Genomic DNA, 19,234 nt, shown 5'->3' with positions numbered 1-19,234 from the left:
TTCATCAGGAAACTTGCCTGCCTCGTGCAAGTCCGCTTCTCTGACGCTGGGGCAGGGGCGCTAGCGTCCGGCCCAACAGAACGAACACAAGGGAGGCCCCGGCCATGAATTATGATGAGGTCGTCAAATCGCGCCGCAGCATTCGCGGATATCTCGACAAGCCCGTGCCGCAGGCGCTGATCCGCGAAATCCTCGAAATCGCCATGCGCGCGCCGACCTCGATGAACTCCCAGCCCTGGAATTTCTATGTCGTGGCCGGTGAGGTGCTGGACCGCATCCGCAAGGGCAATGTCGAGCGCAATGTCGCCGGCGTGCCCGACAGCCGCGAATTCCGCATGGGCCCGCCCTATGCGGGCGTCCACCGGGATCGTCAGGTCGAGATCGCCGTCCAGCTGTTCCAGGCGATGGGCATTGAGCGCGGCGACAAGGACAAGCGCATGGACTGGGTGCTGCGCGGCTTCCGCCAGTTCGACGCGCCGGTATCCATCGTCATCACTTATGACAAGGCGCTGGCAGGCGGCGACATCCCGCCCTTCGATTGCGGCGGCGTGGTCAATTGCATCGTCAACACGGCCTGGTCGCGCGGGCTCGGCTGCGTGATCAATTCCCAAGGCATCATGCAGAGCCCCGTGGTGCGCGAAGAGGCCGGCATCCCGGATGACCAGGTCATCCAGACCTGCGTCGCCATGGGCTGGCCAGACGAAACCTTCCCGGCAAATGCCGTCGTCTCAACACGGAAGTCCGTAGACGAAGCAGCGGTGTTTCGGGGGTTTTGATTACTCGGGATTGCGCCACAGAACATCCAAAGGGATATCAGCGCTATCCGGCTCCTTATCCGCAGGCAGTTTATCTACTTGGATCACCATTGGAATCTCGAAGGATGTGCCGGTTGCTATGCAGCTGCCTTGAGATAGGTGCGGAATAAGGCTGCGAGACATCGCATCCAATGACGAAATCGTGTTCTCGAGAAGGTAAAGGTCTCGGTCGTTTACTAGTCTGTGTAGAAAGTAATTGTGAATTTGTGAAACTATGGTTGGAGAAATATCTGCAGGTCGTTGACTAGCTATTGTCAAGAACATTCCAAACTTTCTTCCTTCTTTGATAATCTCTTCGAAAAGCTCGAGCCGATAATCTTTCCAAGCCTCATGCTCTCTGATCGACTGCTGCGACAAGATATTGTGAGCCTCATCAATAATCAAATGTAATGAGTTAGTCAGCGGAGATTCGGCTCTAGACCTTTGATAGTTATAATAATGCTTTGCTATCAAAAGAGGGAGTATTTTTTTTGCGTCCTGATTGCATTTACGAAGAGATACAACTGTCAGCACTGGGGCTGCATCTTCTACGGAGCCAATTGAAAGAATATTCCGGAATCCGATAACAGAAGACTCCATTCTTTTCAGCAAAGGCTGTATGTGGTCAAACTGCACAGCTCCGTACAGTAGGTCATTTATCAAGAGCAAATTCGCCCTAAGCAATAACTCGTCGAACGGCTTAATGTCTGACAAATCCAATGAGTCTACTATTTGCTTTAGGACCAAATCGTAAGTCTGTCCGTCGGTATTGAAGTACTTTTTTGTTTGATTGTGTACGATGTCAAAGCTGTCGTTGTTTCCGTTAAAGTCTACTTTATCCAGAGTCGCTACAAGCGCTTCAGATTGAAGCGTTCTGGACACGGATCTCAGTAAGTTTAAAGTATCGCCTCTCGCGGGTTCTGAGGTAAATGCCCGCTGGAATGTGGATGATACGTATCTGCTTAGGGAGTTTGGAGCGCTTTCATATCGCTTTTTTCCACTCACCATGCGATTCAAGAACGGCCTTTGCGTGTTGGTAGTGGCGTTGAATAATATGCTGAGAGTTTCCACATCCCAAAATACGTCAGTAGGGAGTGTAAATTTGTCCTCCGCTTCTCTAGTGTTGAGTTTGACGACGGATTTACTATCTGCAGGCAGGACTTGATTGTTTGTATATTCCCCATTGAAGTCCATAATGATGAAGTCGCTTTTTCCCTCTATACCAGACCTTCTCTCCTGAAATAAGAGGGTGTACAGCTTAGCCAGCGTGTTGGACTTTCCGCTCCCTGTGTTTCCGAATATCCCAATGTGACTGCTGAATAGTTTATGCCAGGGCAGTGATACTGGAATGTCTTCTTTCAAGAGTCGGCCAATTACAAAGTCCTTGCCGCTGTTGCGGTTGTAGACCATTTGAATTTGGTCTTCAGACAATAGATAGGCGGAATCTCGAATCATAGGCAAAAACTTGATGCCTCTGTTGAACTTTTGATTTTCTAAGTAGCCAATCGGTTTAGCTTCGACCTTTCTTATGAAGAGTCTATTTTCACCATCACCTTCGAATATCCGTTCGTCTAGATATTCACCTTCAATGACGCAAACGATATCTCTGAATCCGCGTCTTATGCAGATATGTTCGCGAACTGATACACCCTTATGCTTTCTTCCTTCGTAGAAGAGAGTCTCTTTATTCGAATTGTCGAAGGTGCGTATAGTGACCTTGGTTCCATGAACGCCGATAACTTCTCCAACTAAAATACTCATTCTGTTTCGCTGCCTGACTCGGAGCTAGATGGGCTGGTTTGGAGGCTGAAAATTTCTTCATTAAATTTGGAGAAGTTGAGGTTTTCGGACGTTCCTATGAGGGTAACGTTTTGGTTCTGTTTGAACAGTTCCGCCATCTTGATGTGCTCAGCGTTGTCAAAACAGCAAACATACAATTGTAAAGTTGGGTTACTAAGCGAGCGTTTTACGAGATTTAGTATGTGTTCATCCGCGAATGAAAATCCAAAAGTGATCAATACTGAGTCTGGCTTTTCTAGCTCGTAACTTAGTAGACGGAGCATTTGGTAGTAGTGCTCTTCAAATACCGTTTCATGAAACTTCCACTTGGTCGGGTTCACAATCGGCAGCACACCATATAAATCCCAAAATTGTGCTGCTGCTTGTTCGGATACATCGATCTCACTTAGCTGTTCGGTTGTGGCGCCTTCTTGCAGCAAGGTATTGGAGAAAGAAGTTAAATCAGGGATCAGGTTCTGCGGTAAGCAGCGATTATGTAAGAGATTAGTATCATAGGAGATCTCAATTTTCTGATCATTTCGATACCAATGAACTGATCCGTGCAGGTGGATCAAATTGAGCTGAGGAAGCTCAGTTTGATGCCTGCCAAATATTCCAGACCTATAGACTGTTTGATTGAAGTTTCTGGCTTCCAAGAATCTTCTGTGGAATCCATGGCCTCCGTCGTTGATGATGAAATCAGTCTCGCCTGATTGTAACAGTTCATCGGCAACTATAGTCAGACAATTGTCGTAGTTTGTGGTGAATAAGTTGCACCGCTTCTTTTGCTTCTTTGCGTTGAGGACGCTGATTAGGTTCTGTAGGAACTTCTTATAGTTGGTTCGTGCTGTGGACTTGGATTTTTCATCCGTTTCATCGTTAAATGACAGCAGAAACGCAGGCTCGATACAGTGCTTGTAATAGTGCATGAAAAGCAATGTATGTAGATTGGTCTTTTGTTGAAGCTCCAATTCGGTGGCAAGAGTCTCGATTGAGTGAGGCTCTTCACCTTCTTCGTTAATCTCAAGCGCAAGTGTGGGAAGTACACCGTAGGATGCACCTGAGCCGAGCAAGAAGTTCAAATTTTTGTCGTATACTTCGGATGGTTCTATTTTTGGCATAAGCATGTGTCGCTGAAAGTTTCGATAATCCCACCCTTAGATTGATTTTTTGATCAATGTAACACCATGATATTCGTAATTTGGGATTAGGTGTCTATTCTCTATCCGTCTGATAGTCCCCGCCCCTAGACTCTCCGGCATGAACAGGATGGGGGCATTCATCGAACAGGGGCTCAAGGCCGCGCAGGGCGCGGTGCTGGATGTGCGGGCGCAGGCCGGGCTGCATCTGGAGCCGGACTCGGTGTCGCGGCGCGTGCGCGCCAGGGTGCGCGGGCGGCTGAAGGCCATCGAGACGATTGTCCGGCGGCTGATCATCCTGATGGCGGCGGCGCTGGACCTGCCACCTCTTTCTCAAGCCAGCGCCGACCCGACCGGCGCGGCGGCCTCCGCCCCGCGACCGGCGCTTGCCGACAATGTGGAGGATGTTACGGACACTTTTGGGACCAGTTATGGACCAGTCCATCGCCTCAACCTGACCGGGCGGCGCACAGCCTGTCTCATGGACTGGCAGGACGCCTTCGCGGGGAAGGGGGCCNNGCGCTCGCCGCCGGGCCAGTTCCCGCCGCGCCGCTGGTCGCGCGCATCATCGCGCTGCAACGCCTGCTGAAAGATCCGGCGCCTGCCGCCAAACGGCTCGCCCGCCATCTGGCGCAGATGAAGGCAAGGCAAGAGCCGCGTCCCATCTGCCCGCCCAGCGCCGGCAATTTCCGCCTCGGCGCAGAGCTGGGCAGCGTGGCCAGCGCCCTGCCAGGCCTTGTCAGCCGCGCCGTCGCGGATTGGCCCGACACGTCCTGACCTGTCGTGAAATATGAACCCGTTTGCCGGGGCGCGGATCCGCGTCTCCGGCCGCTGGCGCTGGCGGCAAGCTCTGAAATCTCCTGATCAAGGGGGCGGTGCCAAATGCGTAATCCGCCACAAGGCGGCATCACCATGCCGCCTCCCGAGCCGCCGCGCCGTGGGCGGGTCACGCCGTGCAGGTCTCGGATTTCATTGCAGAAATTCACCCGCTTTACTTCTGAGGGGGCTGAGCCATCTTGCAAGTGAAAGTGACTATAATTCGCATAAGGAATATTCTTTCGTTGCCTTGCCTCGGCCGCCTTGTCCGCCCCGCCTGCTTGCGTCAGGACTGGGGAAAATGACGGAGGCCTGCCATGCTGAAACTGAACCTGCTTGCTGCGAGCGCTTGTGTCTTCGTGACCGAAAGCCTCGCGGAAACACGGCTCATCGGCGAGGCGGCCATTTCCAGCGGGCTCCATGATCGCGGCGAACAGATCGGCCCGCTGACACTGGAATCCGAACTCCTGCTGGAGACAACCGGCGCGCATGGCACGCTCTATGGCGGCCTCTATCGCTTGACCCCAATCGGCGCAGACCAGGCGGCCATTGCGGACGAGACCGACTATTTCATCGGCTACCAGTTCGACACCCAGGGCGGCGTCATGGACCTGACGGCAAGCTGGCTGACCTATCCGGGAACAGAGGATGAAGAAAGCCTGGAGCTTGCCGCAAGCTTTACGTCCGACTTGCCCTACAGCCCGGCGCTCGCCGTGTTTCACGATGCCACGCTGGGCGATTTCGGCGCCGAAGTCTCCGCCGGCCCTTCCTGGAAATCCGGCGCATGGGATACCTACGCCTTTGCCCGCGGGGGCTTTGTCGATGCCGGGGACGAGTCCGGCGACCGGTCCTATGCGGGCCTCGAACTTGGCGCGGCAAGGCCACTTGGCCAGCAGGCCGAAATCGGCTTCTACGCGCGCTACGACATATCCGATGCGGACAGTTTCGCCCGCGAGATAAAACAGGGCGTGGTGACCGAGTTTGCCAGTTCAGGCCTTGCCGTTGGTGCCGTGATCGGCGTGGCGATCCCCTAGATCACCGCCCTTCACGGCGCCAGGCGAGCAGCAGCAGGCCAATCAGCAACGCCGCCGCAATCACCCCCGGCAGCAGAGGATGGCTGCTAGACGACCGCACGGCATAAGCGCCGCGCTCGCGCAGGCCGAGCCAGTTGCCGCCCGTCGAATTTCCCCGCGCGCTGGTGCGCCGAATGTCCGGCAAATTCGTGCCGCTGGCATTCAGGCGGAAGACGCCGCCACTGGTCGCGTCGGCCAAAGGCTGCAATACTTCGGTCGTAGACTGAAGGTCTGCATATTCCTTCGGATTGGCTGGCCCATTCAGGGCGACCGCTTCCAGCCCGCCCGCTTCGGCGCGATAGAGGCCGAGTTGGTCAATCGGCGCCTCAGCCACGAACCGGCCCGGCCCGTCCTGGCGCCATTGCGGCTCGAGGAAGCTGCCTTCCGGCGTCTCGACCACGAGCGGCGGCGCCGAGTCCAGCAGCGTACGCAGTTCCACGCGCGCTGTATCGCCTTCGGCCACAAGATTCAGCTTGCGCTCTTCCAGTTCCGGCTCCTTCATCATCCAGTGGACAACGCGGCGCATCAGTTCGGCAAACGGTCCGCCGCCATCATGTCCGCGCGCCCATAGCCAGATCTGGTCGGTCATCAACATGCCGACCCGGCCATCGCCCACCCGGTCCACGATCAGCAAGGGTTTGCCGCGCGGCCCGCTCATCAGCACATCTCCGGCTTGGGCTTCGGCATCGATATAGCGCATCCAGCCGCCCCATTCGCGGCTGGCCAGCGGCATGGTCACGGCGTGGCGCTGGCCCGGCTCGGTCAGTTCTGGCGTGTACTCCCCGGTATAGATATCGCCCGTAGGGGAGGCAGGCAGCACTGAAGCCAGCGGCGAGCGCGCCAGGCTACCCGGCCCGGCAAACGGCTCGCCGGCGGCAATGAACAGCGCGCCGCCTTCGGTCACATAGCGAGACATATTGGCGAGGTAGGACTGGGTGATCACACCCCGGCGCTCATACTGATCAAAGATGATCAGGTCGAATTCTTCCAGCTTCTCCTCGAACAATTCCTCGGTCGGGAAGGCGATCAGGGCGAGCTCTTCGGTCGGCGTATAGTCCAGCTTGTAGGGCGGGCGCAGGATGGTGAAGTGGACAAGGTCCACGGATGGGTCGGATTTGAGCAGGTCGCGCCAGACCCGGCCCGCCTGGTTCGGCTTGCCGGTGACGAGCAGCACGCGCAGCCGGTCACGCACTCCAGAAAGGGTCGCCGCCGTGCGATTGTTGGCCAGTGTCAGCTCCTCGCGTCCCTCTGGCGTCTCGACCACGATGACATTTTCGCCGCGTCGTTCAATCTCGATCGGTACACTCGTATTCTCGCCGGGCGTCACATTCATCCGGCGCGGGGTGCCGCCATTGACAGACAGTTCAATCTCCACCTGCCGACCGTCTGGCAGGTCGGGATCATCCACCCGCACGACCAATTCAGCCATTTCGCCCACGATGCCAAAGTCCGGGGCATCGACAATCGACACGCGCCGATCACCCCGGTTGGGGTCGCCCACGATCAGCCCATGCAAGGGGCCGATATGGCGTTCGTCAGAGTCCGGTTCCGGCAAATCATGAACCTGTCCGTCAGTGATCAGGATGGCGCCTGCAATCCGGTCGCGGGGGACATCAGCCATCAGGCCTTCCAGCGCGCCATAGAGATTGGTGCCGTCCGCCCCCGGATCGCTCTCCAGGATGCGCACTTCCAGGGATGGGTCGGCTTCCAGTTCAGCATTCAGCGCGGCGAAAGCCGCTGAGGCCGTCGCTTTGCGTTCGCCGAACTCCATGCTTTCGGACCGGTCGAGAATGATCGCCGCCACCGAGGGCAGGGGCTCACGCTCTTCCTGTACGAGTGAGGGGTTCGATAATGCCGCAGCCAGCAAAGTCAGCGCCAGCCCTCGCGTTAGCCACGCTTTGCCGCGCAGAAACGCATAAGCGAGCCATGCCAGCGCAGCAAGCGCCGCGACTGCCCACAGGATCGGCCAGCCAAGAAAGGGCTCAAAGCCGAGGCGCGTTGCGTCAATCATTGCGGCCCTCCATCGGGAATGCGGGTCGGAAGGCGGACCGGGCTTTCATCCGGTGCTTCATCTGCGTCGCCATTGCCGAGACGTTCCAGCAGGGCCGGGATGTGCACCTGGTCGTCCTTATAGTTTCCAGTCAGCACATACATGACCAAATTCACGCCGAAGCGTCTCGCCATTTCACGCTGTTGCGCTCCGCCGTCCACGGAATAGAGGTCGCGGCCCTGTTCATCCACGGCCCAGGCCGAAGCCCAGTCGGCATCGCCGATAATGAGGCGTGAAACGCCGTCGCCGCGCGGTGCACTGGCATCGCCCGCCTGCTCGATCCAGAGATTGCGCTGCGCATAGCGCCCCGGAAAGTCGTCCAGCAAATAGAAGGTTCGCGTCAGAACATGGTTTTCGCCCACCGTCTGCAAGGGCGGTGCATCAAGCCCTTCCAGCAAGGTCTCCAGGCGAGTCACATCGGTCTGCGTTCCAATCGTTCCGCCTGCGCGCGTATCAATCACCAGCGCCCCACCAGAGCGCAGGTATGTATTGAGGTGGGCAATCGCTGTGTCCGACAGCGGCGGCATGGAGTCGGGTATGTTGAGATAGATCAGCGGGTACAGCTCCAGCGCGTCGGTCTCCAGATCGACACTATGGGGATCAGCCGGTTCGACGGACGTGCGCAGGCGCAGGATATTGGACAGGCCGAACAGGCCGGCGCGCGTACGCGCATTGAGTGAACGGTCAGGTGTTTCCACATAGGCCAGGCGCATCTCCAGCGCCGCGTCGATCTCCTTCTGGGTCGCGTTTCCGTTGGACGGCAGTCGGATCGTCTGCGGATTATTGTCCACCCGGCGATAGGTGCCGTCCGGCAACAATTCATACTGGAAGGGTTGGGCCGCCGCATCTGGTGTCGGCACCGAGACCAGCGCGCCACCAGCCACCACACATGCCATCGCGGCGCCCTTGCCAAACCGGCGCAGCCGTCCGGCCACGAACAGGGCGATGAAAAGGTCCAGCGCCAGCAATACGGCAGCAAGGGTCAGCAACGGCCCTGCAAGGCGCAACGACCGGGCCTCGGCATCGCCCAGCAGACGAGCCGAAATTGGCCAGTTCGCGATCAGCTCCGGCCGCTTGCCGGCACCCGCATTCAGGGCGCGCGATCCGGCTGGCCCACGATAGAGCCCCGGTGGGTGAGCTTCAGACGGTTCGGTCGTTGCAAAATCGGTGGCCTTCAAGGGCGCGGCATTGGCCCCCGCGGCCGACAGGCGCCCATAGCCGTCCAGGGTCAGGAAAGGGGCGTAAGCCCCCTCCGCATCGCCGACGGATTCGCCACGTCCGGCTGCAATCGACCGGCGCAGCATCTGCGAGAACGTGCCGGAATAGGCAAGGTCGGCCCAGTCCGGTCCGGCGGTTGTGTGGAACAGAATCAGCGTGCCATCGCCGCGCATGTCGGCGGTCACCAGCGGAGAGCCATCTGCCAGTCGCGCCCACGTCTTCGATGCGAGTTCCGGCCCCGGCCGCGCCAGCACTTGCTGCTTGATGCGCACGTCACCGGGAATGGGCAGGCCTGCAAAGGGGGAGGTCTCCGGGAACGCCGCCATGGCTTGCGGCTCATCCCAGGCCAGCGCTCCGCCGAGCGCGCGAGAAGACCGGCGCAGCGCAACCGGCAGCAGGTCATCGCCCTGCGCAGCGAGGCGCGGACCAGCAAACCGGATCAGCGCACCACCCTCCTCGACCCAGGCATGCAGCAATTCGGCATCCTGCGGCAGGATCTGCCCGATATCACTCAGGATGATTGCATCCGGGGACGCGGCAACAAGGTTCTCGATACTGCCTTCGGATATCGTCGCGAACGGTTCCAGCGCCTTGCGGATATAGTGCATGTCCGACAGCAGCGGCTGGGCCATGCTGCCCGCATCGACGAGGCCGACACGGCGCGACCGATCTGCCGAATCCCATAGCCAGACCGTACCTGCGCCTTGCTGGCCTGTGACGCTGAACCGGGCAACGCGGGCGAGTGCTGCGGCAGGGATGGTAAACTCGGCGGCCGCTTCGGTCTGCCCATCGGCAAATTCCAGGGGCGCAGTTGCGAGGGCTGAACCATCAATCGTCATGGCAGATACATATCCGGTTGCGATGCCGCGCGTGGAAGCGCGGCGGGCGGTCACGCTGACAGAATCTGTTTGCGACCGAATGCCGGAAATCACGATCGGGCCAGTCGGCGCTGCGGCATAGACGGTCAGCGGCGCGAGACTTGACAGCTCCGCGGCAAAGGCCTGGCCGCCCTTGCCCTGCAAGCCGTCGCTTGCCCAGAAGATGCGGTCAGGCTTGAAACCTGAGTCATTCAACCGCCGCAACGCATCGGAACGGTCAGGGGCCCAGGCCTGCGGCCTCAGCGAGGTCAGGCGCTTGCTCATGTCGGCGCGGGAAATACGCTCGGTCGGATCGGGATTGAATTGTTGCGGCGCGGTCAGCAACAGATGGACCGGCGCGTCGCGATTGCCCGTGTCCAGTGTGGCGGTCGCGGCATTGACGAGGTCCGGCCAGCGCGGGGCGGACGGCCAGCCATTGTCGACCACGATCAGCAGGCTGCCGGTGCCTTCCACGGTCTCGGTCTGCGCGCCCGGTGCATAGACGGGTTGGGACAGGCCGAGGATCGCGGCGGCAATCGCCAGCGTACGGATCAGCCAGACCCACCAGGGCGTGCGCGCGGGCGTCTCTTCCTGCGGCTCGATCCCGTCGAGCAATTGTAGCGACGGCAATTCCGCATGACGTGGGGCAGGGGGCGTTGCCCGCAGGATCCACCAGATGATTGGCAGCGCGGCCAAAGCGGCAAGCGCCAAAGGCGCGCCGAGCAGGAATGGGCCGAGCGAGGTCATGCCTTGGCCCCGAACGTCTCGACCTGCGCCTTCAGCCGGGCCGCGCCTTCAAGGCTGGACTGCCCGACTGTATGCGTCACCAGTCGCCAGCCCATTTGCGTGGCCAGTCTGCGCAAGCCGTCCCGTTGTTCTGCAAAGCGGCGCAGATAGGCCTCACGCATTGTCTCGGCCCGGCCAAGGATGCGATCGCCCTCCCCGCCGGGGCGGCTGAGCTTGGTACGGCCTTCAAACGGGAAGCTTTCCTCGATGGGGGCCGAGATTGCCAGCAGCACGCCTTCCGGGCATTTCGCGGCAAGCGGCGCAAGGCGGGCCTGCCACTCGGCGAGCGGCGCGTAAAAGTCAGATGCCAGAATAATCGTTGCCGCTGATTTCGGCGGGGAGGGGAATTGGCCATGTGTGCCGCGCTCAAGGTCTTCAGCGAGCCGCGCCACGGCCTTCTTGCCAAAGCTGGCCGTCCGGCCCGCGCCCAGCATGCCGATCCGTTCGCCATCCTTCGACATCATGATGCCGATGGCCAGCATCAGGAGCTGGGCTTCTTCGGCCTTGGTACGCAAGTCGCCCTTGCCCTTCCAGCGGAAACCCGGTGCATCATCGCTCCAGAACAGCACCGTGCGCGCGGTTTCCAGTTCTGTTTCGCGTACGAACAATTCCGTGCCCTTGGCGGAGCGGCGCCAGTCGACCCGGTCGGCCGCGTCTTCCTGCGCATAGCGCCGATACTGCCAGAAATGCTCGCCCGTGCCCGCGCGGCGTCGGCCAGCCGACCCGATATGCGCGGCTTCGCTCGCTTCGGCCTTGAAGTTCAGACCGGGCAATTGGCGGGCAAGGCTTTCAGCCTCAGAACGTAGATCGGCGGCGGGAGTCACAGCGGCAACTCGCAGGTTGCAGCATAGAATGCGTTAGCTACTGAATCGCTTCCAATTTGATCCATTTTATCGAACAGGGTCTGCACAAAATCCTTTGTTGAGAAGGATCCATTTGATTGGGCTTCCATCTCTTTCAGTGCATCGATGTAGCTCTCAATCTCGGCTTCGAGCCCAGGAAGACTTCGATTTCTGAGTTCACCATCCTCATCCAATCCCTCCTGAACGATCAATCGGTAGGTCACAATGGTGTTCAACTTGGCGACGGCACAGTCTTGAGCCCCCTGCGTTGTCAGGGGGGGTACCGCGCCTGAGCACGCGACCGCGGAAACGAGAATTGAACCAAAGCCCAATAGCCTACGCACTGATCACGAAACCTTCCGCGCAAGGTCATTGATCAGATCTGTCAGGCTCGGTGCCTCGCCGGTCGGGTCGTAGCGCATCGCCATCCGGTGGCCGAGGCAGGGTTCTGCGAGCGCTTCGACATCCTCGATGCTCGGCGCAAGACGGCCCCTCAAGAGCGCGCGGCTCCGTGCAGCCAGCATCAGCGCCTGACCGGCACGGGGCGAAGGCCCCCAATCCACCAGCCGCTTGACGCGCTCGTCGCTTGTCTGTTCCGGCCGGGCATCTCGCACCAGGCCGAGGATCGCCGAGACGATCTTCTCGCCCACCGGCATCCGACGCACGAGGCCTTGCAGCGCGATCAGCCGGTCGGCGTCCAGCGCCGGGCGCACCACGTCATCGTCGCCGGTCGTCGTCTCGATCAGGATGCGGCGCTCGGTGTCGAGGTCGGGATAGTTTACATCGACCTTCAGCAGGAAGCGATCCAGCTGGGCTTCGGGCAGGGGGTAGGTGCCTTCCTGCTCGATCGGGTTCTGCGTCGCCAGAACATGGAAGGGCGCGGGCAGATCATGGCGCACACCGGCCACGGTGACATGGCGCTCCTGCATCGACTGGAGCAGGGCAGACTGGGTACGAGGGCTGGCGCGGTTGATCTCGTCGGCCATCAGCAGCTGGGTGAAGATCGGCCCTTTCAGGAAGCGGAAGGTGCGCTGCCCGCTCGGGCTTTCATCCAGCACTTCAGAGCCGATAATGTCGGATGGCATCAGATCCGGCGTAAACTGGATGCGCTGGTTGGCGAGGCCGAGCGCGGTGCCCATCGCTTCGACGAGGCGTGTCTTGGCCAAGCCGGGCGCGCCGATCAGCAGGGCATGGCCCCCGGCCAGTACGGCGGCGAGCGCCAACTCGACCACGCGGTCCTGTCCGAATACCGCCTTCGCAATTTCGGCTTTCACCTGCGCCAGCGTTTCGGCGGCGGATTCGGCTTCTGCGATGATTGCATCACTTACCTGGTCAGTATCGGCCATCAAAAGGGCGCCTCCGGGTTTTCGATCTGAATAAACAAACCTATGTCTAAGGCCGGATCATGGCGGAGCAAAACGTGAATTCCAGTGCCACAACCACAATCAGTCTCGAAGAGACGCTTAAAGCGATCCTTCCCGATGGCAAGGTAGATGGCAAACTGCCGCCGGTTCATCTGTGGAATCCTGAGCGCTCCACTGACATCAACATGGAAATCCGCGCGGATGGCAGTTGGTGGCATGAAGGTGACCCAATTAATCGCGCGCGACTGGTGAAGCTGTTCTCGCGCATCCTGCGCAAGGATGAGGACGGCTCGATCTGGCTCGTCACGCCCTACGAAAAAGTGATCGTGCATGTGGCCGATGCGCCTTTCCTTGCTGTGCGCGTCGAGCGGGCGGGCGAGGCCGGACCGCAACAGACACTGGCCTTCGTCACAAATCTGGGCGATGTGACGCTGGCAGGGCCGGACGCGCCGCTGCGCGTCGAGACCGATCCCGAGACCGGAGAGCCTTCCCCCTATGTATTGGTGCGCGGACAGCTCGAAGCCAAACTTGTCCGGCCGGTCTTCTACGAACTGGCCAATATGGCAGAACCTGCACCCGACGGATCAGATATGCTGGGCGTGTGGAGCCAGGGTTTCTTCTTTCCTCTCGGACCGGCGGCCTGATCCGGCATGAGCTGGAACGGGCTGGACGATTTCCTGACGCGGGTCTCAGACCGGCTTGACCCGCCCCATGGCGAAGGGCGGCTGACCGAATATGGCGACCTCGACTTCCTGACGCCAGAAGAACTGGCGGTAATCCGCCCGGCGGCGGTGCTGTTTGGTGTCATCCCGCGCAAATCCGGTCCGACCGCGCTGCTCACCCTGCGCCCGGACACGATGGCCAATCATGCCGGACAGGTTGCCTTTCCGGGCGGCAAGATCGATCCGATCGACGTGGACGAAGTCGCCGCCGCCCTGCGCGAGGCTGAGGAAGAAGTCGGCGTGAACCCGGCAGAGGTGGAGGTGCTAGGTCGCGGCGCGCCCTATGTCACGGGCACCATGTTTCGCATCACGCCGGTCGTGGGGATTCTGCCCGCCGATTTCGAGCCCAAACCCGACCCGACCGAAGTCGCGGACGTGTTCGAAACGCCCATCGATTTCCTGATGAATATCGCCAACCATCAGGTCGGCCGAGCCGTCTACAAGGGCAAGGAACGGCAATTTTACGAGATGCCGCATGGCGGGTTTCGCATCTGGGGCGTGACCGCCGGGATTATACGGAAACTGTATCATACACTGTACGACGATTGATCCGGCCCGGTTTTAGGGGTTTGTTCAATCCATCCACGCCTTATCTAAGGTGAAACAATCGGAGGGAACGACACCTTGGCCGGACGCATCGTCTTTGAGCTATTCATCTTCTCGATCCCGTTCATCGTGTTCGGGCTCTACCTGCTGGCAACGTCGAATGCAGAACAGGAGGGCAAACGCAAATGGCCCATCAACATCCTGTTCCTGTGCGGCATTGGCCTTGCGACCGTGGCCTGGTTCGTTCTGATCCTGATGGAGCCGAAAGAACGCGACATCTGCCACGAGCCGGCCCGTATGGAGAATGGCAAGCTGATCCCGGCCCGCGACTATCCTTGCGAACATGATGTGACCAATGTCGGCGTTCCTCGCGAACGCGACAGCGTCCGTTCTGCGCGGGGCGCGACCGGTCCCGGCACGGATATCCATGATGCCGGCGAGATCCGCGCAACGGCCCCTGACACCGAAGATGCCGCGCGCCGGGAGGAAGAGCCGGTGATCCTGGCCCCGGACCCCGATGCCGACACACCGGAGATCGTGCGGCCGGACGATGACACGGACTGATCTGACGACCGCGCCCTGGCTGGACTGGCCGGGCACACGCGCCGTGATGGCTGCGCTGGAAGTGGCGCGTCCTGGTGGCGCGCGCTTCGTTGGCGGCTGTGTGCGCAACGAACTGCGCGGCGTGCCGGTCGATGACATAGACATCGCCACCCAGTTGAAACCCGATGAAACCCTCGCGGCGCTGGAAGCGGCCGGCATTCGCGCGATCCCGACCGGGCTGGAGCATGGCACCGTCACTGCCATCTATGACGGCCGCCCCTACGAGATCACCAGCCTGCGCCGCGATGTCGAGACCGATGGCCGCCGCGCCGTGGTCGCTTTCACCGAGGATTGGGCCGAGGATGCCGAGCGCCGTGATTTCCGGCTCAATGCCATCTACGCCGCCGCCGATGGCCGCCTGCATGAGATCGTGCCGAACTCGGTGCAGGATGCCATTAATGGCCGGGTGATCTTCATCGGCGACGCAGACCAGCGCCTGCGCGAGGACTATCTGCGCATCCTGCGCTTCTTCCGCTTCAATGCCTGGTATGGCGCGGGCATGGATGCGGAGGGTCTTGCTGCGTGTGAGCGGCAAAAGGATGGACTCGCAAAGATTGCTTCCGAGCGGATTTGGAAGGAATTGAAACGCCTGATGGAAGCGCCCGATCCGTCCGAAGCCATGCTGGCCATGGAAGAGACGGGCGTGCTGGGAGCTGTGTTGCCGGGCGCGAACGCATCGGAATTACCGTCTCTTGTTTCGGTGGAGCAGGGGGCAGGCCTTGCGCCAGATCCGTTGCAGCGCTTGATGGCCATGCTTCCCCGTCGCGCCCGCGATGTGACCAGTGTCACGGTGCATCTGCGGCTATCCAATGCCGAGGCCAGCCGACTGGCCGAGTGGGCCGACCCTGCGCTAACTCATGTTCTTGGCGTCCAGTCGGACGCGCTGCGCCGTCTGTTTTACCAGTTTGGCCCACGTGCTGTGCTGGACCGCGCCTTGATTGAAGCCGCGCAGGTTTCTGGAGCGGATGCCCTGACGACGATCAAGGCAGCGGCAGTCGACTGGCAGAAGCCGGACTTTCCGCTGGGCGGCGCAGATGCCCTTGCAGCAGGGCTTAGCGGTCCGGATGTCGGCGCAGTCCTGCGCGCATTGGAGCAGAGCTGGGTGGCGTCGGATTTCAGTCTGACTCGAGACGAATTGGTCGCGCGCCTCAATTCGTGAACAGGATGTACGCGTTGAGGTATCCGGCGAAACTGATCCAGACCAGATAGGGGATTTGTAGCAAGGCGGCGAGGTGCGAATAGCGCCAGAAGTCCTGCATCATGGCCACGATCAACAGCCAAAGCGCCACCAGAATGCCGAGCGCCAGCGCGACCTCGTTCATGCCAAAGAATGCAAGGCTCCAGCCCGCATTGAACACCAGCATCGAATAGTACAGCCCGAGCGGGCTGACGGCACGTTCAAATGAACCGGCCCGGTCCAGCACCAGCAGGGCGCCTGCCGCCATCAGTGCGAACAGAATTGGCCAGACAAGGGCAAACATGACGTCTGGTGGCGTGAGGAAAGGTTTGCTGAGCGCAGCGTACCAGGGGTCGGAATTGCCACCCGAAATCACTGCTCCTGCTGCGGCGGCTGTCACCGTCGCTAGCAGGAGCAGTATCCCTGCCCCCCAGGGAAAGGCTTTCGCACTGGTGACCATCGACCACGCTTATACCTTCGAATGAAGTTTTCGTCATTTCCGAAACGTTAATCCGAGCCACAATGCTCTGATCGTCATCGTTTTTTTCCGTCGGTGCCCAAAATCCGGACGAGATTTCGCGACTAGTCCTCGTCCCGGTCCAGTATATCGCCCGGCTTGCAGTCCAGCGCGGCGCAGATCTTGTCCAGCGTCTCGAACCGCACGCCTTTGACGTGTCCCTGTCTTAGCTGCGACAGGTTCTGCTCGGAAATGCCGATTGCCGCGGCCAGTTCTTTGGACTTCATCTTGCGCAAGGCAAGCATCACATCGAGGCGGACTATGATGGCCATCAGATGAACTGCTCGTTTTCATGGGCGATGTCGGTCGCCTGAGTCAGGATCTGACCGATTACCAGGATCACCGCGCCAATCATCAACAAGATCACGGTATTGGGATTGATTCCAAGTGTGAGTGCCCGGTTGCCCGGTCCATTGTCATAGGTCAGGCCGAGCACAATCAGCGTAGGCAGGATCAGTTGAACGGCAGCAAACAGGAAAATGGTCAGGCCCAGGAAGCGCACTGCCCGGACAGCGGCGGGCGCAAATACCACGCCTTTCTGGAACACGCTGAAGACACGCGCAGCGCCGATGACGATCAGGGTGAGGCTGAAATAGCCGATCGCTGCCAGGACATGCAGGAGCAGTTTCTTTCCCCCGGAATAAGAGACGTCCTCCCGGACATGCGGCTGAAGGCCCTCCCAGGCCGAATCCAGGATGGAGGTTGAAACATCCATCAGGAAATAGGCTGCCACCATCAGGACGAGGATGAGGAGTGCGAGCCATTTCAAGACGCGGCAGACGAGGCGTGTCCGGTCAGGCAGGAGTGTGGGAGCGTTCATTATTCGTCCTTGCCAATTAAAAATTCATGTTTTACGTGAATTAGTTATTGAAGGAAGGGTATCTGCATGTTCGCCATTATCGCAAGGATTTTCGTCATCGGCGCAGGTGTTTTTCTGCCCATTGCCTGCGCAAGCGTGCCGGTGACCAGCCTGCCGAAACTCGCTGCGCTGGATCCGACAACCATGGATGCCAGCCAGGTCGAGGTCGCTGTGCGCGCGCCGGATGACTACGACTTGCCTGAGGACGCAGCAACGCTCGTTTTGTCAGTCTGGCAGGAAGAGGGGAACAAGACCCGGGAAGAGCTGTTCCACCTTGTCCCCGTGCCGGACGCGCCAACCCGTTTCCTGAACAAGCGCGCAAAGGCAGGGTTCATGATCCATCGGCTGCATATCCACCCAAAGGACGCGCCGCGCATGGACGATTTCCGCGCGCATATGCTGAGCCTCAAGGAGGCACCCGGCCAGAAAAGCCTGTCCGTCAGCGTCACCACGCGGCCTTGCCTGAAGCATGGTGCCAATCCCTTCAAGGACCCCCGCATCGCCATCTATCTGCGCCCGGCACAGGATGAGGATTATTTCACCCTTGTGAAGGAGCGGAAAGTCTCGATTGAAATGCCGGATGGCGACGCGCGTTATTGCGCGACAGACTAGGGCCTCACGGCCACTTCACGACAGGGGGCATGGAGGAGAGGATGCTCGTCACATTGCCGCCGGTCTTCAGGCCGAAGGTCGTGCCGCGGTCGTAGAGCAGGTTGAACTCCACATAGCGGCCGCGCTGGATCAGCTGTTCCTCGCGTTGGGCTTCGCTCCAAGTCTGGTTCATGCGCCGGGCGACCAGTTTTGGGTAGATCTCCGCGAATTGCTTGCCGACTTCCTGTGTGAAGGCGAAATCGGCGTCCCAGTCGCCCGAATTGAAGCGGTCATAGAAAATGCCGCCCGTGCCGCGTGGCTCATCCCGGTGAGCGAGATGGAAATAGGTGTCGCAGGTCTCTTTCATCTGCGTGAAATCGGCGTCCGGATGCGTGTCGCAGGCGGATTTCATGGCGGCGTGGAAATCGACCGTGTCTTCGAAGTCTTGATCACGTTGATAATCGAGCAGGGGATTGAGATCTCCGCCGCCGCCGAACCAGGACTGGCTGGTCACCAGCATGCGGGTATTCATGTGCGCGGCAGGCACTTTCGGATTGCGTGGATGCGCGATGAGCGAAATGCCCGAGGCCCAGAATCGGCCATCTGACTTGTCCGCGCCGGGGATTTGGGCAGCGAAGGCTTCAGAGAATGTGCCGTGGACTTCGGAGAAGTGGACCCCGACTTTTTCGAACACCTTGCCGCGCATCAGGCCCATACGGCCGCCGCCCAGGTCTTCGCTGCCATCGCCGCGTTTCCACTCGGTCAGTTCGAACCGTCCCGGTTCGCCTGAATAAAGGGGGCGTTCCGCCGCATTTTCCAACGCTTCGAACCGCGCGCAGATGTCTTCCTGCAACACCCTGAACCAGTCGCGTGCGCGAGTCTTCTTCGTTTCGAGATCACCATCTGTCATGGCGCGACACATGGGGCGAGGACTGCGACACTTGCAAGCGCCCTGTTGTCACAGGCGCCAAGTCAGGATAACGCGCTGCCAATAGTAGTTTATGGGGAGGCACCCGCGCCCACTTGCCGCAATGTGCAAGGGGGCGGGCTCCTGTATGACGGGCCCAGATTTCTGCCTTCGCAAGGGACGGGATAAGCGTGACTGACACACCTGCACACGAACACGGCGAGATGATCGACGACGATCGCCGCAATTTCATTCACATCGCCACTGGAGCGGTCGCCTTTGGCGGCGCTGCCATGTTTGCCTGGGCCGCTGTTGACCAGTGGAACCCGGCCGCTGACACAAAGGCCGCTTCGGCGCTGGATGTCGATGTGTCCAAAATCCCTCTGGGCGGCGAAATCCGCGTCCTGATCGGCGGCAAGCCGTTCTTCGTGCGCCACCGCACAGCGGCTGAGATTGCTGCGGCCGATTCGGTGAATGTCGCGACATTGCGTGATCCCGAGACCGATGATGCGCGTCTGCGTCCCAAGGCTGACGGGTCGTTGAACCCGGCCATTCTGGTCACCTCGGGCTCTTGTACCCACCTTGGCTGTGTTC

Annotated in this window: 19 protein-coding genes; 8 read left to right on the top strand and 11 right to left on the bottom strand. The window is 59.8% G+C overall.

The annotated features are described in order from the left end of the window. Positions 1-104: 104 nt before the first annotated feature. Positions 105-776 (top strand): nitroreductase, encoded by a 672-nt coding sequence (locus B2P82_RS12545; RefSeq protein ID WP_290497294.1) that lies wholly within the window; start codon positions 105-107, stop codon positions 774-776. Here the strand turns inward: B2P82_RS12545 and B2P82_RS12540 are convergent, their stop codons facing one another. Both B2P82_RS12540 and B2P82_RS12535 read right to left on the bottom strand, forming a co-directional pair. Beyond that, on the bottom strand, positions 777-2,555 hold the full coding sequence (locus B2P82_RS12540) for an ATP-binding protein (protein WP_290497293.1): 1,779 nt from the start codon (positions 2,553-2,555) through the stop codon (positions 777-779). After that, positions 2,552-3,700: an SIR2 family protein gene (locus B2P82_RS12535; protein ID WP_290497291.1), complete on the bottom strand. Its 1,149-nt coding sequence runs from the start codon at positions 3,698-3,700 to the stop codon at positions 2,552-2,554. Before B2P82_RS12535 ends, B2P82_RS12540 begins: the two co-directional genes overlap by 4 nt. Before the next feature lie 1,145 nt (positions 3,701-4,845). On the opposite strand from B2P82_RS12535, the gene B2P82_RS12530 reads away from it, so the two are divergent. Beyond that, positions 4,846-5,562 (top strand): hypothetical protein, encoded by a 717-nt coding sequence (locus B2P82_RS12530; RefSeq protein WP_290497289.1) that lies wholly within the window; start codon positions 4,846-4,848, stop codon positions 5,560-5,562. Position 5,563: 1 nt separating this feature from the next. On the opposite strand, the gene B2P82_RS12525 is transcribed toward B2P82_RS12530, so the two are convergent. The 5 genes from B2P82_RS12525 to B2P82_RS12505 all read right to left on the bottom strand — a co-directional run bounded on the left by B2P82_RS12525 (position 5,564) and on the right by B2P82_RS12505 (position 12,700). Continuing rightward, complete coding sequence (locus B2P82_RS12525) at positions 5,564-7,612, bottom strand: hypothetical protein (protein WP_290497287.1); 2,049 nt, start codon at positions 7,610-7,612, stop codon at positions 5,564-5,566. After that, on the bottom strand, positions 7,609-10,473 hold the full coding sequence (locus B2P82_RS12520; RefSeq protein WP_290497285.1) for a DUF4159 domain-containing protein: 2,865 nt from the start codon (positions 10,471-10,473) through the stop codon (positions 7,609-7,611). The genes B2P82_RS12525 and B2P82_RS12520 overlap by 4 nt, the downstream gene beginning before the upstream one ends. Further along, positions 10,470-11,336: a DUF58 domain-containing protein gene (locus tag B2P82_RS12515; protein WP_290497284.1), complete on the bottom strand. Its 867-nt coding sequence runs from the start codon at positions 11,334-11,336 to the stop codon at positions 10,470-10,472. The genes B2P82_RS12520 and B2P82_RS12515 overlap by 4 nt, the downstream gene beginning before the upstream one ends. Beyond that, on the bottom strand, positions 11,333-11,578 hold the full coding sequence (locus tag B2P82_RS12510; RefSeq protein ID WP_290481381.1) for a hypothetical protein: 246 nt from the start codon (positions 11,576-11,578) through the stop codon (positions 11,333-11,335). Before B2P82_RS12510 ends, B2P82_RS12515 begins: the two co-directional genes overlap by 4 nt. Before the next feature lie 123 nt (positions 11,579-11,701). Further along, positions 11,702-12,700 (bottom strand): AAA family ATPase, encoded by a 999-nt coding sequence (locus B2P82_RS12505; RefSeq protein WP_290497283.1) that lies wholly within the window; start codon positions 12,698-12,700, stop codon positions 11,702-11,704. A 74-nt stretch (positions 12,701-12,774) separates the two neighbouring features. Between B2P82_RS12505 and B2P82_RS12500 the strand changes: the two genes are divergently transcribed. The 4 genes from B2P82_RS12500 (at position 12,775) to B2P82_RS12485 (ending at position 15,748) form a co-directional block, all read left to right on the top strand. After that, entirely contained in the window at positions 12,775-13,362 is a 588-nt protein-coding gene (locus tag B2P82_RS12500; RefSeq protein ID WP_290497282.1) for a DUF1285 domain-containing protein, read from the top strand. A 6-nt stretch (positions 13,363-13,368) separates the two neighbouring features. Further along, positions 13,369-13,989: a CoA pyrophosphatase gene (locus tag B2P82_RS12495; protein WP_206991371.1), complete on the top strand. Its 621-nt coding sequence runs from the start codon at positions 13,369-13,371 to the stop codon at positions 13,987-13,989. Between the two features lie 75 nt (positions 13,990-14,064). Beyond that, positions 14,065-14,550, top strand: coding sequence for a DUF6111 family protein (locus B2P82_RS12490; protein ID WP_290497281.1), 486 nt, complete (start codon positions 14,065-14,067; stop codon positions 14,548-14,550). Further along, on the top strand, positions 14,537-15,748 hold the full coding sequence (locus B2P82_RS12485; RefSeq protein ID WP_290497279.1) for a CCA tRNA nucleotidyltransferase: 1,212 nt from the start codon (positions 14,537-14,539) through the stop codon (positions 15,746-15,748). Before B2P82_RS12490 ends, B2P82_RS12485 begins: the two co-directional genes overlap by 14 nt. On the opposite strand, the gene B2P82_RS12480 is transcribed toward B2P82_RS12485, so the two are convergent. The 3 genes from B2P82_RS12480 to B2P82_RS12470 all read right to left on the bottom strand — a co-directional run bounded on the left by B2P82_RS12480 (position 15,738) and on the right by B2P82_RS12470 (position 17,103). Continuing rightward, the gene (locus B2P82_RS12480) at positions 15,738-16,226 is read right to left on the bottom strand and encodes a TspO/MBR family protein (RefSeq protein WP_290497277.1); all 489 of its coding nucleotides are present in this window, start codon (positions 16,224-16,226) and stop codon (positions 15,738-15,740) included. The two genes, B2P82_RS12485 and B2P82_RS12480, sit on opposite strands and share 11 nt — an antisense overlap. A 122-nt stretch (positions 16,227-16,348) precedes the next feature. Further along, positions 16,349-16,555 (bottom strand): helix-turn-helix domain-containing protein, encoded by a 207-nt coding sequence (locus tag B2P82_RS12475; protein ID WP_290479978.1) that lies wholly within the window; start codon positions 16,553-16,555, stop codon positions 16,349-16,351. Beyond that, the gene (locus tag B2P82_RS12470) at positions 16,555-17,103 is read right to left on the bottom strand and encodes a DUF2975 domain-containing protein (protein WP_290497274.1); all 549 of its coding nucleotides are present in this window, start codon (positions 17,101-17,103) and stop codon (positions 16,555-16,557) included. The genes B2P82_RS12475 and B2P82_RS12470 overlap by 1 nt, the downstream gene beginning before the upstream one ends. A 66-nt stretch (positions 17,104-17,169) precedes the next feature. Here B2P82_RS12470 and B2P82_RS12465 point away from each other — a divergent pair, with 66 nt between their 5' ends. Further along, positions 17,170-17,754, top strand: a complete 585-nt coding sequence (locus B2P82_RS12465; RefSeq protein WP_290497272.1) for a hypothetical protein — start codon at positions 17,170-17,172, stop codon at positions 17,752-17,754. Between the two features lie 4 nt (positions 17,755-17,758). Here the strand turns inward: B2P82_RS12465 and hemF are convergent, their stop codons facing one another. Next, positions 17,759-18,643 carry an oxygen-dependent coproporphyrinogen oxidase gene (gene hemF, locus B2P82_RS12460; RefSeq protein WP_290497270.1) on the bottom strand — a complete coding sequence of 295 codons (885 nt, stop codon included), beginning with the start codon at positions 18,641-18,643 and terminating at the stop codon, positions 17,759-17,761. 221 nt (positions 18,644-18,864) lie between these two features. On the opposite strand from hemF, the gene petA reads away from it, so the two are divergent. Next, on the top strand, positions 18,865-19,234 hold a 370-nt coding region (petA, locus tag B2P82_RS12455; RefSeq protein WP_349679750.1), incomplete at its 3' end, for a ubiquinol-cytochrome c reductase iron-sulfur subunit.

The sequence above is a fragment of the Hyphomonas sp. UBA4494 genome, from assembly GCF_002388935.1.
Taxonomy (GTDB): Bacteria; Pseudomonadota; Alphaproteobacteria; order Caulobacterales; family Hyphomonadaceae; genus Hyphomonas.
This window is presented reverse-complemented; position numbering and strand designations above follow the sequence as displayed.